The 16,040-nt window shown below is 63.5% G+C and carries 13 protein-coding genes and 2 tRNA genes; 9 read left to right on the forward strand and 6 right to left on the reverse strand.

Features of this window, described 5'->3' with window-relative positions:
• Positions 1–54: 54 nt before the first annotated feature.
• Complete coding sequence (locus I6F33_RS16065; RefSeq protein ID WP_225143275.1) at positions 55–1,437, forward strand: nodulation protein NfeD; 1,383 nt, start codon at positions 55–57, stop codon at positions 1,435–1,437.
• The gene (locus I6F33_RS16070) at positions 1,434–2,195 is read left to right on the forward strand and encodes a slipin family protein (RefSeq protein ID WP_036010294.1); all 762 of its coding nucleotides are present in this window, start codon (positions 1,434–1,436) and stop codon (positions 2,193–2,195) included. The genes I6F33_RS16065 and I6F33_RS16070 overlap by 4 nt, the downstream gene beginning before the upstream one ends.
• A gap of 156 nt (positions 2,196–2,351) precedes the next feature.
• Here I6F33_RS16070 and glnA read toward each other — a convergent pair whose 3' ends face one another.
• Both glnA and I6F33_RS16080 read right to left on the reverse strand, forming a co-directional pair.
• The gene (glnA, locus tag I6F33_RS16075; RefSeq protein ID WP_036010292.1) at positions 2,352–3,761 is read right to left on the reverse strand and encodes a type I glutamate--ammonia ligase; all 1,410 of its coding nucleotides are present in this window, start codon (positions 3,759–3,761) and stop codon (positions 2,352–2,354) included.
• A 153-nt stretch (positions 3,762–3,914) separates the two neighbouring features.
• Positions 3,915–4,253 carry a P-II family nitrogen regulator gene (locus tag I6F33_RS16080; RefSeq protein ID WP_007603495.1) on the reverse strand — a complete coding sequence of 113 codons (339 nt, stop codon included), beginning with the start codon at positions 4,251–4,253 and terminating at the stop codon, positions 3,915–3,917.
• A gap of 381 nt (positions 4,254–4,634) precedes the next feature.
• Between I6F33_RS16080 and I6F33_RS16085 the strand changes: the two genes are divergently transcribed.
• Positions 4,635–6,134 carry a bifunctional ADP-dependent NAD(P)H-hydrate dehydratase/NAD(P)H-hydrate epimerase gene (locus I6F33_RS16085; protein ID WP_036010289.1) on the forward strand — a complete coding sequence of 500 codons (1,500 nt, stop codon included), beginning with the start codon at positions 4,635–4,637 and terminating at the stop codon, positions 6,132–6,134.
• Positions 6,135–6,138: 4 nt separating this feature from the next.
• Here the strand turns inward: I6F33_RS16085 and I6F33_RS16090 are convergent, their stop codons facing one another.
• Positions 6,139–7,440 carry a multicopper oxidase family protein gene (locus I6F33_RS16090; protein WP_036010287.1) on the reverse strand — a complete coding sequence of 434 codons (1,302 nt, stop codon included), beginning with the start codon at positions 7,438–7,440 and terminating at the stop codon, positions 6,139–6,141.
• 154 nt (positions 7,441–7,594) lie between these two features.
• On the opposite strand from I6F33_RS16090, the gene I6F33_RS16095 reads away from it, so the two are divergent.
• From I6F33_RS16095 to I6F33_RS16105, 3 genes are all read left to right on the forward strand, one after another.
• Positions 7,595–7,679 (forward strand) — tRNA-Leu (locus tag I6F33_RS16095).
• 174 nt (positions 7,680–7,853) lie between these two features.
• Positions 7,854–9,215: a trigger factor gene (gene tig, locus I6F33_RS16100; RefSeq protein WP_036010284.1), complete on the forward strand. Its 1,362-nt coding sequence runs from the start codon at positions 7,854–7,856 to the stop codon at positions 9,213–9,215.
• Between the two features lie 281 nt (positions 9,216–9,496).
• Positions 9,497–10,132, forward strand: a complete 636-nt coding sequence (locus I6F33_RS16105) for an ATP-dependent Clp protease proteolytic subunit (protein ID WP_025036638.1) — start codon at positions 9,497–9,499, stop codon at positions 10,130–10,132.
• Between the two features lie 62 nt (positions 10,133–10,194).
• On the opposite strand, the gene I6F33_RS16110 is transcribed toward I6F33_RS16105, so the two are convergent.
• Positions 10,195–10,401, reverse strand: a complete 207-nt coding sequence (locus I6F33_RS16110) for a hypothetical protein (protein ID WP_141697650.1) — start codon at positions 10,399–10,401, stop codon at positions 10,195–10,197.
• Positions 10,402–10,583: 182 nt separating this feature from the next.
• Between I6F33_RS16110 and clpX the strand changes: the two genes are divergently transcribed.
• The 3 genes from clpX (at position 10,584) to I6F33_RS16125 (ending at position 15,076) form a co-directional block, all read left to right on the forward strand.
• Complete coding sequence (gene clpX / locus I6F33_RS16115) at positions 10,584–11,855, forward strand: ATP-dependent Clp protease ATP-binding subunit ClpX (protein ID WP_008547851.1); 1,272 nt, start codon at positions 10,584–10,586, stop codon at positions 11,853–11,855.
• A 320-nt stretch (positions 11,856–12,175) separates the two neighbouring features.
• Positions 12,176–14,599 carry an endopeptidase La gene (lon, locus tag I6F33_RS16120; RefSeq protein ID WP_036010279.1) on the forward strand — a complete coding sequence of 808 codons (2,424 nt, stop codon included), beginning with the start codon at positions 12,176–12,178 and terminating at the stop codon, positions 14,597–14,599.
• Between the two features lie 72 nt (positions 14,600–14,671).
• Positions 14,672–15,076 carry a GFA family protein gene (locus I6F33_RS16125; RefSeq protein WP_036010277.1) on the forward strand — a complete coding sequence of 135 codons (405 nt, stop codon included), beginning with the start codon at positions 14,672–14,674 and terminating at the stop codon, positions 15,074–15,076.
• A gap of 120 nt (positions 15,077–15,196) precedes the next feature.
• Here I6F33_RS16125 and I6F33_RS16130 read toward each other — a convergent pair.
• A tRNA-Val gene (locus tag I6F33_RS16130) sits at positions 15,197–15,273 on the reverse strand.
• A 193-nt stretch (positions 15,274–15,466) separates the two neighbouring features.
• On the reverse strand, positions 15,467–15,829 hold the full coding sequence (locus I6F33_RS16135) for a hypothetical protein (RefSeq protein ID WP_051057016.1): 363 nt from the start codon (positions 15,827–15,829) through the stop codon (positions 15,467–15,469).
• Between the last annotated feature and the right edge of the window lie 211 nt (positions 15,830–16,040).

Here is a 16,040-nt window from a genome sequence, read left to right on the forward strand (position 1 = left end):
AGCATTGAGGTTCATGAGAAGAATTACCATATGCTCTGCAAGGGAGCCCGTGCCGTGCAGACCATGAAGGCGGCCCTCGTTGCGGCGATCACCGTCGTGGCTTTGAGCTGCTGCCTCCTTCCCAGCTCAGCGGAGGAGAGCAAGCGCGTAGCCCTTGTTGTTTCGATCGACGGGGCGATTGGCCCGGCGTCAGCCAGCTACGTCCGGGAGGCTTTGGCCATGGCGAGCGAACGGCGCGCCGAGGTCGTGCTTCTGAGGATGAACACGCCCGGCGGGCTCAATTCCAGCATGCGCGAGATCATCGCGGATGTGCTCGCCTCGCCCGTCCCTGTCATTGGCTACGTCGCTCCCTCCGGCGCCCACGCGGCGAGTGCGGGGACCTATATCCTTTACGCGACCCACATCGCGGCGATGGCACCAGGTACCAACATCGGTGCAGCGACGCCGGTCCAGATTGGCGGGCCGCTGCCGGGCCTGCCGAGCGGCACACCCGACAAGGATGGCAAAGACAAGAAGGATGAGCCGAAGGACGCGATGACGGCGAAGGCCACGAACGATGCCGTCGCCTTCATCCGAAGCCTCGCCGAGCTGCGCAACCGCAATGCGGAGTGGGCGGAGAGGGCGGTCCGCGAGGCCGCAACACTCTCCGCCAACGGCGCGCTGGAGGCACATGCCATCGATCTCGTCGCGCGCGATCAGGCTGAATTGCTGCGGCAGGTTGATGGCCGTGTGGTGGAGCTCGCAGGCGGCAGGACGCGACGCCTCGCAACAAAGGATGCTGTCGTCGAAGCCATCGAGCCCGGACGGATATCCCGGTTCCTGGCGGTCATCACCAACCCGAACGTGGCGTTCATTCTCCTGATGGTCGGCATCTACGGCCTGATCTTCGAGTTCATGTCTCCCGGAGCCGTCGCCCCCGGAGTTATCGGCGCGATCTGCCTGCTGATCGGCCTCTACGCGCTCAATTTGCTGCCGATCAACTATGCCGGCCTCGCCCTGATGCTGGTGGGACTCGTGCTTCTCACCGTCGAAGCCTTCAACCCGACCGTGGTGGTCGGCTTCGGCGGGATCATCTCTTTCGTGCTGGGAGCAATGATGCTCTTCAGGAGCGAGGCGCCTGGATACCAACTGTCCTGGTGGGTGATCGGCACCACTGCGGTCGTGTTCAGCGGCTTTGTTCTGATCGTGCTTGGCTCACTTCGGCGCGTCCGCAAAGCTCCTGCGCTGGTCGGCGCACAGGCCATGCGCGGCTTGCCCGCCGAGGTTCTCGACTGGAACGGGAACGAAGGTCATGTCTTCGCCCATGGTGAGCGCTGGCAGGCGCGCGGCGCCGAAACCTTCAAGCCCGGAGAGACGGTAGAGGTCGCCAATGTCGTCGACCTGACGCTGCTGATACGCCGCACACCCGCCCGGACAGGCGAGGGAGGTACATCATGACGCTGGAATATCTGACGTATGCGGCGCTTGCGCTGCTTGTCATCGTGTTTCTATCCCAGGCCATTCGAATCCTGCGCGAATACGAGCGCGGCGTCGTCTTCACGCTCGGCCGCTTTACCGGTGTGAAGGGCCCGGGCCTGATACTCCTCATCCCGATCGTGCAGCAACTCGTCAAGGTCGATCTGCGGGTGATGGTGCAGGTGGTGCCGCCGCAGGACGTGATTTCGCGGGACAACGTCTCCGTCAAGGTCAACGCCGTCCTGTACTTCCGCATCGTCGATCCCGAGCGCGCCATCATCAAGGTCGGCGACTACATGGCGGCGACCAGCCAGCTCGCCCAGACCACGTTGCGTTCGGTGCTCGGCAAGCATGAGCTCGACGAGATGCTTGCCGAGCGCGACCGGTTGAACGCCGATATCCAGGAGATTCTCGACAAGCAGACTGACGTCTGGGGCATCAAGGTCACCGGCATAGAGATCAAGGACGTCGATATCAACGAAACCATGGTTCGCGCGATTGCCAAACAGGCTGAGGCGGAGCGCTTGCGGCGAGCCAAGGTGATCAATGCGATGGGCGAGCAGCAGGCCGCCGAAAAGCTCGTCGAAGCCGGCCGGATTCTGGCGCAGGAGCCTCAGGCAATGCAGCTACGTTACTTCGCAGCTCTGCACGACATCGCCGGTGAACGCTCGTCGACCGTGGTGTTTCCGCTCCCCACCGGCCTGCTCGACCATTTGATGCCGCGACCTGACAACCCGTAACAGAAAGCGGCGAGGTGCTGATCGCGAGCGGGCGCCACGGCTCCGGCCGAGCTGCAGCGGGCGTTCACGGCGACGTGGTAGCGGTCGAGACCCCTCAAACGAAAAGGCGCCTCCTTCCGGAAGCGCCTTTTGCTTGTCGCGGATAGTTCGGACCGCTTAGCCCGAATAGTACATGTCGAACTCAACCGGGTGCGGGGTCATCTCGAAGCGCTCGACCTCGGTCATCTTCAGCTCGATATAGGCGTCGATGAAGTCGTCGTCGAACACGCCGCCGGCCTTGAGGAAGGCGCGGTCCTTGTCGAGGTTTTCGAGCGCCTCGCGAAGCGAGCCGCACACGGTCGGGATCTGCTTCAGCTCTTCCTTCGGCAGATCGTAGAGGTCCTTGTCCATGGCCGGACCCGGATCCATCTTGTTCTTGATGCCGTCGAGGCCGGCCATCAGCATCGCGGCGAAACCGAGATAGGGATTGGCGAGCGGATCGGGGAAGCGCACCTCGACGCGCTTGGCCTTCGGCGAGGCGGTGTAGGGGATGCGGCACGACGCCGAGCGGTTGCGCGCGGAATAGGCGAGCAGCACGGGGGCTTCATAGCCCGGGACCAGACGCTTGTAGGAGTTGGTCGACGGGTTGGTGAAGGCGTTGATCGCCTTGGCGTGCTTGATGATGCCGCCGATATAGTGGAGGCAGGTCTCCGACAGGTCGGCGTACTTGTTGCCGGCAAACACCGGCTTGCCGTCCTTCCAGATCGACTGGTGCACGTGCATGCCCGAGCCGTTGTCGCCGTAGACCGGCTTCGGCATGAAGGTGGCGGTCTTGCCGTAGATGTGCGCGACCTGGTGGATGCAGTATTTGTAGATCTGGATGTGGTCGGCCATCAGCGTCAGCGTGTCGAACTTCATGCCGAGCTCGTGCTGGGCGGAAGCGACCTCGTGGTGATGCTTCTCGACCTTGACGCCCATCTTGGCCATGGCGCCGAGCATTTCCGAGCGCATGTCCTGCACGGAGTCCTGCGGCGGAACCGGGAAATAGCCGCCCTTGGTGCGGACGCGGTGGCCGAGATTGCCGCCTTCATATTCGGTGTCGGAGTTGGTCGGCAACTCCGAGGAGTCGAGGCGGAAACCGGTGTTGTAGGGGGTGGAGGAGAAGCGCACGTCGTCGAACACGAAGAACTCGGCTTCGGGGCCGACGAACACGGCGTCGCCCACGCCCATCGACTTCACCATCGCCTCGGCCTTCTTGGCGATGCCGCGGGGGTCGCGGTTATAGGGCTCGCCGGTGGTCGGCTCGAGCACGTCGCAGGTGATGACCATGGTGGTCTCGGCGAAGAACGGGTCGATCGTCGCGGTCACCGGATCGGGCATCAGGCACATGTCGGACTCGTTGATCGCCTTCCAGCCGGCAATCGAGGAGCCGTCGAACATCGTCCCTTCGGCGAAGATGTCTTCATCGATCATGCTGACGTCGAACGTGACGTGCTGCCACTTGCCGCGCGGATCGGTGAAGCGCAGGTCGACGTACTTCACGTCGTTGTCCTTGATCGATTTCAGGACGTCTTTGGCGGTCTTCATGCATACCCCTTATGGCTCTGCGGGTCGGTTTCCAGGTGAGCAAGATTGTTCTCGCTTTTGGCGAGTTCGCGCGCGACCGCACAAATGAAATCAGGCCGCCGAAGCAGCCTTATTTCTTGTCAGAGTGTCGCAAAATGCGGGATAGCACCCGGTTCAGATAGCGTCCAGCCCGGATTCGCCGGTTCGGATGCGGATCGCCTCTTCGATGTTGGAGACGAAAATCTTGCCGTCGCCGATGCGGCCGGTCTGCGCGGCGCGGCGGATTGCGTCGATGGCGCGCTCGACCAGATCGTCGCCGATCACGATCTCGATTTTGACCTTCGGCAGGAAGTCGACGATGTATTCTGCGCCGCGGTAAAGTTCGGCGTGACCCTTCTGCCGGCCAAAGCCCTTGGCCTCGGTGACGGTGATGCCCTGCAGACCGACTTCTTGAAGCGCTTCCTTCACCTCGTCGAGCTTGAATGGCTTGATGATGGCTTCGATTTTCTTCACTGCGCGACTCCCGGCCTTTCGATCCAATAGCAACGTCTTCGTCAGGACGCGCATTTCTCAACGCACGATCTTGTCTTCTCTGTGCCGGGATCCCTGACCCGTCCGGCAACAGCGGCCGGCCACGCCCTTCAAGATGTCAGTGAGCACGACGAACCGAAGCGGCTTCCTCGAAAGCAGGGTCTATGCCAAGTTGCAAATGCCCTGATTATCGGAGCGTTATCAGCCTTTTAACGAGCATCTCTGAGTGATGGTGCCGACCTGCACAAAATACCGAAGACCGCAAAATAGGCAAACGGTTCAATATATGTTCATTTCGACGTTCCCACCGCCGGATCGGCGCAAAAGATGCCTGTTCAAGAGGCGTTTGTACTAGGAAGTGGCATGGAAGTTCTGACCAACGCCGAAATGCAGCGAGCCGACCAGCTTGCCATCGCGGCCGGCACGCCCGGTTTCAAGCTGATGCTCAGCGCCGGCCAGGCGGTCGCCGAGGCCGCCCATGCGCTGGTGGAGGAGGGGCCGATCCTGATCGTCGCCGGCCCCGGCAACAATGGCGGGGACGGTTTCGTGGCCGCGGCCGAGCTCGCCGCGCAGGGGCGCGAGGTTTCGGTGATCCTGATGTGCGAGCGGGACCAGCTCCAGGGCGATGCCGCCTCGGCCGCGCGCGGCTGGAAGCACCCGGTGCTGCCGTTCAACCCGCAGGCGATCGGCAGGCCTGCGCTGATCATCGATGCGCTGTTCGGCGCCGGCCTCAGCCGCACCGTGGATGGCGAAGCGCGCGCCATGATCGAGGCGATCAACGCCAACGGTGCCCCGGTGCTGGCGGTCGACCTGCCGAGCGGCATCAACGGCACCAGCGCGGCCGTGATGGGCGTGGCGGTGAACGCCACCGAGACCGTCACCTTCTTCCGAAAGAAGCCGGCGCATCTGCTGTTGCCCGGGCGCATGCATTGCGGCCGTGTGCGCGTTGCCGACATCGGCATCGATGCGCAGGTGCTGGAGGAGATCGCGCCGCAGACCTTCGAGAACGATCCGGATCTCTGGGGCGCGGCCTTTCCGGTGCCGCGCATCGATGGCCACAAATATGCGCGCGGTCACGTGCTCGCGGTCTCGGGCGACGCAGCCGCGACCGGCGCGGCACGGCTCGCCGCGCGCGGCGCGCTGCGCGCCGGCGCGGGCCTCGTGACGCTGGCGAGCCCGCGCGATGCGCTCGCGATCAATGCTGCCGCGCTCACCGCGGTGATGGTGCGCCCCGTCGATACCGCGGTCGAGTTCGGCGAGCTGCTCGGCGACAAACGCTACAACACCTGCATCATCGGCCCCGGTGCGGGCATCGGTGAGCGCACCTGCGATCTCGTCCACACCGCGCTTACCGCGCAGCGGCATCTGGTGCTCGATGCGGATGCGCTGACCAGCTTTGCCGCAACCCCCGAGCGCCTGTTCGAATCGATCAAGTCCTCGCAGGACAATGCGGTGGTGCTGACCCCGCACGAAGGCGAGTTTCCGCGCCTGTTCTCCGACCTCAGCAACAAGCATCCCGGCCGCTCCAAGCTCGAGCGCGTCCGCGCCGCCGCCGAGCGCTGCGGCGCCGTCGTGCTGCTGAAGGGCCCGGACACCACAATCGCCGCCCCCGACGGCCGCGCCACCATCGCCGCCAATGCGCCGCCCTGGCTCGCCACGGCCGGCGCCGGCGACGTGCTGTCCGGGATCATCGCCGGGCTCCTGGCGCAAGGCGTGCCGGCGTTCGAGGCCGCCAGCATCGGCGTCTGGATGCATGGCGAGGCGGGAAGCGAAGCTGGGCCGGGCCTGATCGCGGAGGATCTGACCGAGACGCTGCCGGCCGTGCACCGGCGGATCTATGACGCGCTGGGCATCGAATACTGAACGTTCACTCCACCCCGTACCAGCGCACCAGCCGCGGCGCGGCCCAGTCGGTCACGACGGATTCGATCAGCCAGCGTCCGGGCGAGGTCGCGGCGAACGCGATGCGCTGGGTCTGGCCAGGCTCGATCGCGAGCGTGTCGAGCCAATAGGGCTTCCAGCCGTCGTCGAGCTTGTCGAGCAGCCGGAAATGGTGGCCGTGCAGGTGAAACACGGTGGTGACCGGGGCGGGGTTCTGCAGCGCCAGGACCACAGTGCGGCCGGTCTTGGCGCGGAAGGCAGGGGCGGAGGCGGTGGAGAAGGTCGCGGGCCGTGCCCAGCCGGCATCGGCCGTACCGAGCGCGACATCGAACCGCAGGGCGCCTCTCAGCTCGAGCTTCTCGGGCAGATCATTCGGCGGGAGCGGTTGGGGCGGCGGCAGCGGAGCGCGCTTCAGCTTCCCGGAGACAGTCAGGTGTCCGACCTGGCGCACCGCCTTGCCGTCATGCAGCATAAACGGGGCCGAACTGGCCGCATCCACGAAGGCGTCGGTCCGCGCCCCCGGGGCCAGCACCAACGCGCCGTTGCGCGCGGGGAACGGCTCGGCCGGCTGGCTGTCGAGGGCCATCACACGGACTTCGTGGTTTTCCAATTTGATTGCGAGAACAGAGCGTTGCGAGCCGTTGATGAAGCGTAGCCGCAGCCGCTCGCCCGCCGAAGCTGAGAGTTCGAATGAAGTCTTGCCGTTGATTGTGTAAAGCGGCGTCGTGTCCTTCGGGTCCTGGCCCGGCGGGACCGCGGTGCCATCCGGCCGCAGGCGCCATTCCTGGATCAGCAGGAGCTCATCACGATCGACGGCGACCGGGCCGGTTTCGGCCACGATGATCGGAAGCGCGCGTGCGGGCTGCTGCAGGCGGTGCTCGAAGAGGCGGAAGTCGGCCAGCAGGGTGCCTGCATTAGGCACTGAAATAATTGATGTTTCTGTCGCATCCGGCGCTGCCGGGGCGCGGCCGCGGAGCGGGTCGGCGGCCATCGGCGCGTGGAGGCTGTACCAGACTGGCGCAATCGGCACAGGGAGGTTGTTGCTGAAGACCACCTGGCAGCGGTCGAAACGCTTGAGACGCACGTCTCTGAGGTGGCTTACGGCGGCCAGCTCCCAGATTGGTGTAGCCGGCTGACCCGGTCTCAAAGCCAGCGTTGCCGGTCTCGCCTGCAGCGCGAGCTGGGCCGTGACGGATGGGCCTGCACCGCCCACGATCAGCCCGGCTGCCGAGGCCCCTAAGCCGGCCAAAACCTCGCGCCGATGGGGAGCATGGATCCGCGTTGTCATGGCACGATCCGGACCACGCCGTGCTGGATAAGTCCAGCCGCAGTGCCTACTTGAAGCTTGCCTCCATCAGGCCATTTTTTTGCTGCGAACAGTCAGGCACATGCTATAAGCCCGGCCGCCCGCGGCATCGCGGCCGGTCTTGATGCGAATTCACGCGGGCGTGGCGGAACTGGTAGACGCGCTGGATTTAGGTTCCAGTGACGAAAGTTGTGGGGGTTCGAGTCCCTCCGCCCGCACCAAGCGCTTATCGCGTTTGCACGGATTACGAGGCCTGCTTCCGCGCGGATGATCATCCGCCTGGAGCGGGTCCGATGAACCACCGGCGTGAAGGCGTTTGCCTCGCGCCGGATCGATTAACGACAGCGTCCCGGCGCGCGACGTGCCGGGGCCGAACGAAAAGAAGATTGGACGCCATGCAGGTCACAGAAACCCTCTCGGAAGGTTTGAAGCACGAGTTCAAGATCAGCGTTCCCGCGTCTGATCTCGACGCCAAGGCCGGCGCCAAGCTCGTCGACCTCAAGGACAAGGTCCGTATCAACGGCTTCCGTCCGGGCAAGGTGCCGGTCTCGCATCTGAAGAAGGTCTATGGTCGCTCGGTCATGGCCGAGACCATCGACCAGACCATCCGCGACACCAACACGCAGCTGTTCTCCGAGCGCGGCTTTCGCCTTGCGACCGAGCCGAAAATCACCATGCCGAGCGAACAGGCCGAGGTCGAGGAGCTGCTGAGCGGCAAGACGGATTTGACCTACACGGTCGCCATCGAAGTAGTGCCGGCGATCGCGCTCGCCGACTTCAAGAGCTTCCAGGTCGAGAAGCCAGTTGCTGATGTCACCGACGCCGATGTCGACGAGGCGATCAAGCGCATCGCCGATTCCAACCGCACCTATGCCGCCAAGGGCGAGGGTACCAAGGCTGAGTCGGGCGACCGCGTTACCATCAACTTCACGGGCCGCATCAACGGCGAAATCTTCGAAGGCGGCACCGGCGAGGGCATCCAGGTCCTGATCGGCTCCAACACCTTCATTCCGGGCTTCGAGGAGCAGCTCATCGGCATCGGCGCGGGTGAGACGCGCACGCTGAAGGTGTCGTTCCCGAAGAACTACATGAACGACAAGCTCGCCGGCCAGCCGGCGGAGTTCGAGACCACCGCGACCCTGATCGAGGCGCCGCAGGACCTTGCGATCGACGACGAGTTCGCCAAGTCGCTCGGCCTGGAATCGCTGGACAAGCTCAAAGAGGCCGCGCGCGAGCGCCTGACCGCCGAGTTCGCCACCGCCACGCGCCAGCGCGTCAAGCGCGCGCTGCTCGACCGCCTCGACGAGGCGCATCGCTTCGAGGCGCCGCCCTCGCTGGTGGACGAGGAGTTCAGCCTGATGTGGAACTCGGTCAAGGCCGAGATGGACTCCGCCGGCAAGACCTTTGCCGACGAGGACACCACCGAGGACAAGGCAAAGGAGGAGTATCGCAAGATCGCCGATCGCCGCGTGCGGCTTGGCCTCGTGCTCTCCGAGATCGGCGAGAAGAACAAGATCACGGTGACCGATGACGAGGTCGGCCGCGCCGTGATCGAGCGCGCGCGCTCGATGCCCGGCCGCGAAAAGGAGGTCTGGGACTTCTACCGCAACAACGCCCAGGCGTTGGCCCAGCTTCGTGCGCCGATCTACGAGGACAAGGTGGTCGACTTCATCCTCGAGCTAGCCAACGTGACCGAGAAGAAGGTTTCGCGCGAGGACCTCTACAAGGACGACGACGCGGAAAAGACCGCGGCCTGAAGGGTTTGAGATAGTCCGCTATTAAGGATGATGAGCGAAGAGGCCCAGCTAGCCAGGTGGCCGGCTGGGCCTCTTTGTGCGAATCAGCTTCAACTGCCCCACGGATTAAGCCTTAATGCGCTGCGCACTTGTCAGAAGCGAAATGGGCTATATCTGTCGCTACGCCTTTCTGCTTCTTACCCAAGTTCCTGCATCACAGGACGTCCATTCGCCTTCCGGCAAATCCAGCCAAGCTGGCAAGCCAGCCCGGCGATGTCCGTCTCCGAAACCCTAGGTGACTCATGCGCGATCCGGTTGAAACCTACATGAACCTCGTGCCCATGGTGGTCGAGCAGACCAACCGTGGCGAGCGCGCCTACGACATTTTCTCGCGCCTTTTGAAGGAGCGCATCATCTTCGTGACCGGCCCGGTCGAGGACGGCATGTCGACGCTGATCGTCGCGCAGCTCCTGTTCCTCGAGGCGGAAAATCCGAAGAAGGAAATCTCGATGTACATCAACTCGCCGGGCGGCGTGGTGACGTCGGGCCTTGCGATCTACGACACCATGCAGTTCATCCGCCCGCCGGTCTCGACCCTGTGCACCGGTCAGGCGGCTTCGATGGGCTCGCTGCTGCTTTGCGCCGGCGAGAAGGACATGCGCTTCTCGCTGCCGAACGCGCGCATCATGGTGCACCAGCCCTCCGGCGGCTTCCAGGGCCAGGCAACCGACATCATGCTGCACGCCCAGGAGATCCTGAACCTGAAGAAGCGGCTCAACGAGATCTACGTCAAGCACACCGGCCAGACCTACAAGTCGATCGAGGATGCGCTGGAACGCGATAAGTTCCTCACTGCGAACGACGCCAAGGAGTTCGGCTTGGTCGACAAGGTGATCGATAAGCGCGCCGAGGAGCCGGCGCCGGCGAAGGCCCCGTAGCACTACTGAAGCGTCACGACGAGCCCTCGGTTTGCCGTGGACCCCTCAGGGCAGCGTTCACGTTAGGTGCGCGTGCGCACGGCGCAAAACGCGGTTTTGCGCCCTGCGACAAGCAGAAAGTTCCGCTTTCGTGCTTGTTTTTCGTGGCAATCCAGCAACGCCGGGGTGTTTTCCATCACTTCGCCCGTGCCAAGACCGGAAATCACGGTATTGTCACGGGTAGCCGGCGACCCCCGATTAGCGAATTCTTGATAGTCGGGTGACAGCATGGTTGGCTACGATTGATCGGCTATGATCGCGGGAGAATCGAGCCACCGTGATTCGCACGGAATGTAGTAAAGCGTAGGATCTTTTTTGGTACGGAATTTGCTCTACTTAAGCTTCATGCCGACCATCGTGTCGGAATGGAGCGATCGAGCGGAACGGGATCGAACCGCGGACGGAGATATGAATGAGTAAGGTCGGCACGAGCGACTCCAAGAACACGCTATATTGCTCGTTCTGCGGCAAGAGCCAGCACGAAGTCCGCAAACTGATCGCGGGTCCCACGGTCTTCATCTGCGACGAGTGCGTCGAGCTCTGCATGGACATCATCCGCGAGGAGAACAAATCCTCGCTGGTCAAGTCGCGCGACGGTATTCCGACGCCGAAGGAAATCTGCAAGGTGCTGGACGATTACGTCATCGGCCAGAGCCATGCGAAGAAGGTCCTGTCGGTCGCGGTGCACAACCACTACAAGCGCCTCAACCATCAGACCAAGCACAACGACGTCGAGCTCGCGAAGTCGAACATCCTGCTGATCGGTCCGACCGGCTCGGGCAAGACGCTGCTCGCGCAGACGCTCGCCCGCATCCTGGACGTGCCGTTCACGATGGCCGATGCGACGACGCTGACCGAAGCCGGCTATGTCGGCGAGGACGTCGAGAACATCATCCTGAAGCTGCTCCAGGCCGCCGACTACAACGTCGAGCGCGCCCAGCGCGGCATCGTCTACATCGACGAAATCGACAAGATCAGCCGCAAGTCCGACAACCCCTCGATCACGCGCGACGTGTCGGGTGAGGGCGTGCAGCAGGCGCTGCTCAAGATCATGGAAGGCACGGTGGCTTCGGTCCCGCCGCAGGGCGGCCGCAAGCATCCGCAGCAGGAGTTCCTGCAGGTGGATACCACCAACATCCTGTTCATCTGCGGCGGCGCCTTTGCCGGCCTCGAGAAGATCATCTCGGCGCGCGGTCGGTCGACCTCGATCGGCTTCGGCGCCCAGGTGCTCGCGCCGGAGGATCGCCGGACCGGCGAGATCTTCCGTCACGTCGAGCCTGAGGACCTCCTGAAGTACGGCCTCATCCCCGAGTTCGTCGGTCGTCTGCCGGTCGTGGCGACGCTCGAGGATCTCGACGAGACCTCGCTGAAGAAGATCCTGACGGAGCCGAAGAACGCGCTGGTGAAACAGTACCAGCGGCTGTTCGAGATGGAGAACATCGAGCTGACCTTCGCCGACGAGGCGCTTGGCGCGGTCGCCCGCAAGGCGATCGAGCGCAAGACCGGCGCGCGAGGCCTGCGTTCGATCCTCGAGGCGATCCTGCTCGAGACCATGTTCGACCTGCCGGGCCTGGAAGGTGTGGAAGAAGTCGTGATTTCCCGCGAAGTCGTGGAAGGCACGGCGCGTCCGCTCTACATCTATGCCGATCGGTCCGATCGTGCCGTCGAGAACGCCAGCGCCTGATCTGACGGCGCTGGAAAGCTCCAATCGTCTCCTCGAGTTGGCTGCGGAGCCGTGGTTCCGCAGCCGGTGTTGCGTCGCTTGCCGCGTTGCGTAAGCGCCTGATGGCGCGCGTTTTTCAATGACTTGACACCCCCCGGGTCGATAGCCACCTAATGTCGGCGGCGAGCGAAAATTCTCTTCAAGATTCGCCTCAGTTCCGTTCCGGCGAGCCGGTCCAACTTGTAGAGGACCGACCGGTTCTGCGGATCACCTCGGCACCTTGTGGCGGTTGCGCATGATCGCGGGCTGCGTGCAAGGGGGCAAAGCAAAAGGAAAAGGCCATGACCAATCCAAAACCCCGGCCAACAATCGTTCATGGCGAAGCACACGCCTATCCCGTGCTGCCGCTGCGCGACATCGTCGTCTTCCCGCACATGATCGTTCCGCTCTTCGTCGGTCGCGAGAAGTCGATCCGCGCACTCGAAGAGGTGATGAAGAACGACGCGCTGATCATGCTCGCGACGCAGAAGAACGCGTCCGACGATGATCCGGCGCCCGATGCGATTTACGAGACCGGTACGCTTGCCAGCGTGCTGCAGCTCCTGAAGCTTCCCGATGGCACCGTGAAGGTGCTGGTCGAAGGGCTCGAGCGTGCGCGCGTGGCGAAGTACACCGACCGCGCCGACTATTATGAGGCGACCGCCGTCGCGCTTGCGGACACCGACGCGAAATCGGTCGAGGCGGAAGCGTTGGCGCGCTCGGTCGTGTCCGACTTCGAGAGCTATGTGAAGCTCAACAAGAAGATCTCGGCCGAGGTCGTCGGCGTCGTGCAGGCGATCACCGATTTCGCCAAGCTCGCCGATACGGTCGCCTCGCATCTCGCGGTCAAGATCGCAGATCGCCAGGGCATACTGGAGACGCTGTCGGTCACCACGCGCCTGGAGAAGGTGCTGGGTCTGATGGAGAGCGAGATCTCGGTGCTGCAGGTCGAGAAGCGCATCCGTTCTCGTGTCAAACGACAAATGGAGAAGACCCAGCGCGAGTACTATCTCAACGAGCAGATGAAGGCGATCCAGAAGGAACTCGGCGACGACGACGGTCGCGACGAGCTCGCCGATCTCGAAGAGAAGATCTCGAAGACCAAGCTCTCCAAGGAAGCGCGCGAGAAGGCGCAGCATGAATTGAAGAAGCTGCGCCAGATGTCGCCGATGTCCGCGGAAGCGACCGTCGTGCGCAACTATCTGGATTGGCTACTGTCGATCCCGTGGAACAAGAAGTCTAAGGTGAAGAAGGACCTGGAGCAGGCGCAAGCCATCCTGGACTCCGATCACTATGGGCTGGAGAAGGTCAAGGAGCGTATCGTCGAGTACCTCGCGGTGCAGTCGCGCGCCAACAAGCTGACGGGGCCGATCCTGTGCCTGGTCGGGCCTCCCGGCGTCGGCAAGACCTCGCTCGGCAAGTCGATCGCGAAGGCGACGGGGCGCGAGTTCGTGCGCGTCTCGCTCGGCGGCGTGCGCGACGAGGCCGAGATCCGCGGTCACCGCCGCACCTATATCGGCTCGATGCCCGGCAAGATCATCCAGTCGATGCGCAAGGCGAAGTCGTCCAATCCGCTGTTCCTCTTGGACGAGATCGACAAGATGGGCGCCGATTTCCGCGGCGATCCGTCCTCGGCGCTGCTCGAGGTACTCGACCCCGAGCAGAACGGGACCTTCAACGACCACTATCTCGAGGTCGACTACGATCTGTCCAACGTGATGTTCATCACCACCGCGAATACGCTCAATATTCCGGGGCCCCTGATGGACCGCATGGAGATCATCCGGATCGCGGGCTACACCGAGAACGAGAAGGTCGAGATCTCGCGCAAGCACCTGATCCCGAACGCGGTGTCCAAGCATGGCCTGGACTCCAAGGAGTTCTCGATCGACGACGAGGCGCTGCTGCTTCTGATCCGCCGCTACACCCGCGAAGCGGGCGTGCGTAACCTGGAGCGTGAGCTCTCTACACTGGCCCGCAAGGCGGTGAAGGAGCTGATGATCTCCAAGAAGAAGTCGGTCAAGGTCACCGAGAAGACTCTGGAAGAGTTGCTCGGCGTGCCGAAGTACCGCTTCGGCGAGATCGAGAGCGAGCCGCAGGTCGGTATCGTCACCGGCCTTGCCTGGACCGATGTCGGCGGCGAGCTGCTGACGATCGAAGGCGTCATGATGCCCGGCAAGGGCAAGATGACGGTCACGGGCAATCTGCGCGACGTCATGAAGGAGTCGATCTCCGCGGCGGCGTCCTACGTCCGCTCGCGCGCGATCAACTACGGCGTCGAGCCGCCGCTGTTCGACAAGCGCGACATCCACGTGCACGTGCCGGAAGGGGCGACGCCGAAGGATGGCCCGTCCGCAGGTGTTGCGATGGCCACCGCGATCATCTCGGTCATGACCGGCATCCCGGTCCGCCATGATGTCGCGATGACCGGCGAGATCACGCTGCGCGGCCGCGTGCTGCCGATCGGCGGCCTCAAGGAGAAGCTGCTGGCTGCGGCCCGCGGCGGCATCAAGACGGTGCTGATCCCCGAGGACAACGCCAAGGATCTCACGGAGATTTCCGATGCGATCAAGGGCGGCATGGAGATCATCCCGGTCTCGCGCCTCGATGACGTCGTCGCCAAGGCGCTGGTGAAGAAGCCTACGCCGATCGTCTGGGAAGAGGACACCAAGGTGACGGTGAAGCCGGACGGCGATGAAGCCGCCGGCGGCCTGACCGCTCACTGAGATCGCAGCTCGAAAATGATGATAAAACGGCGCCTTCGGGCGCCGTTTTTGTTTGGGGAAGGGGAGGAGGCAATGCACGTCGATGGGCAATGCCATTGCGGGAAGGTCGCGTTCGAGGCCGAGGTCGATCCGGAGGCAGTCTCGGTCTGTCACTGCACCGATTGCCAGACGCTGACCGGCTCGCCGTTCCGCGTGACGGCCATCTGCACCAAGGCCGATGTCCGCCTGACCCGTGGCTCGCCCAAAATCTACGGCAAGCGCGGCGACAACGGCCGGATGCGCTTTCAGCATTTCTGTGCCGATTGCGGTTCCCCGCTGTTCACCAGCGGCGAGGGCGACCAGGCCGACGATTGGGGCATCCGTTGGGGCTCGATCCGCCAGCGGGATGCGCTGCGGCCGGTGAGGCAGATCTGGTGCCAATCGGCAGCGGTGTGGATCGACGCCGTGCCGCTGCTGCCCGGGCGGCCCAGGGATTGAAGTTGGCTGGCCGAGCCCGCCTTCGCCGTTGGGCTTCGGCGCGGCAACCTTCGATCGCTTCGCGCTTACGACCTTGCTGTGCTGGCTTGCCGAGCCGTAGCTCGCGAAGCGAGCGAAGGCTGGTGGGCGGTCACGGATTCGAACCGCGGACCCTCTCGGTGTAAACGAGATGCTCTAACCAGCTGAGCTAACCGCCCAATGGCGCCTCTTTAGCGCCCCGGCGGGGGCCGAAGCAAGGGCCGAGCGCGCCCGACCCGGCTGCAATTGCCGGCCCGGTGAGAGCTTTCATGCCGGACACGGCCAACCCTGCAGCAGGTCCGCTGCAGGGCAATCTTTCTCGCAGCGCGATCTCGACGTAAGGCCGAGGAGCCAGCGATCATGCTGCGGGTGTCAGGCTGTCTTGGTGAACATCGTCAGGACACCGTCGACGATGTTGATCGCGACGACTTGTGCCGAGCTCAAGCCCTTGGCCTTGAGCACGGAGGCGGCCTGCGGTGTGGCGTCGATGGACTGCCGAAGCGACTGGATGTCCGTCTCGCTCGTATGCGCCACGAGTTCATCGACCTTCGCGCGCACGGCCGGCTGCAGTTCCTTGACGTCTACAACCTGTATGCTCCGGATCACAGTGCTGGATTGCGTGGACGATTGCTCCGTGTCGGATTGCGACGATGCGCCCTGTGCCTGCACCAGGGCAGGTGTTCCCAGCGAGAGAGCTGCAACGAGGACGGATGCCGTGAAGCTGCGCATGGTCATGCCTTTTCCAGTTTGAGGAAGCGCGAACCTAGCGCGGAAATCTGGTTGGCATCTGATTCCGATGTGGCCGTTCGGTGAAACAATGCGGCCGCAATGCGCGCGGATGAGACGCTTGCGTCGGGTCCGGAGCCCAAAGCGCAACTCTGTTCCAGACTTTCATATTGACCGAATGCAGAAAGCAAAAGCCCCGGACGAACCGGAGCTTTGCCTT

Origin of the sequence: Bradyrhizobium sp. BRP20, from assembly GCF_020194215.1 — a bacterium.
In the GTDB taxonomy this organism is placed as follows: Bacteria; Pseudomonadota; Alphaproteobacteria; order Rhizobiales; family Xanthobacteraceae; genus Bradyrhizobium; species Bradyrhizobium yuanmingense.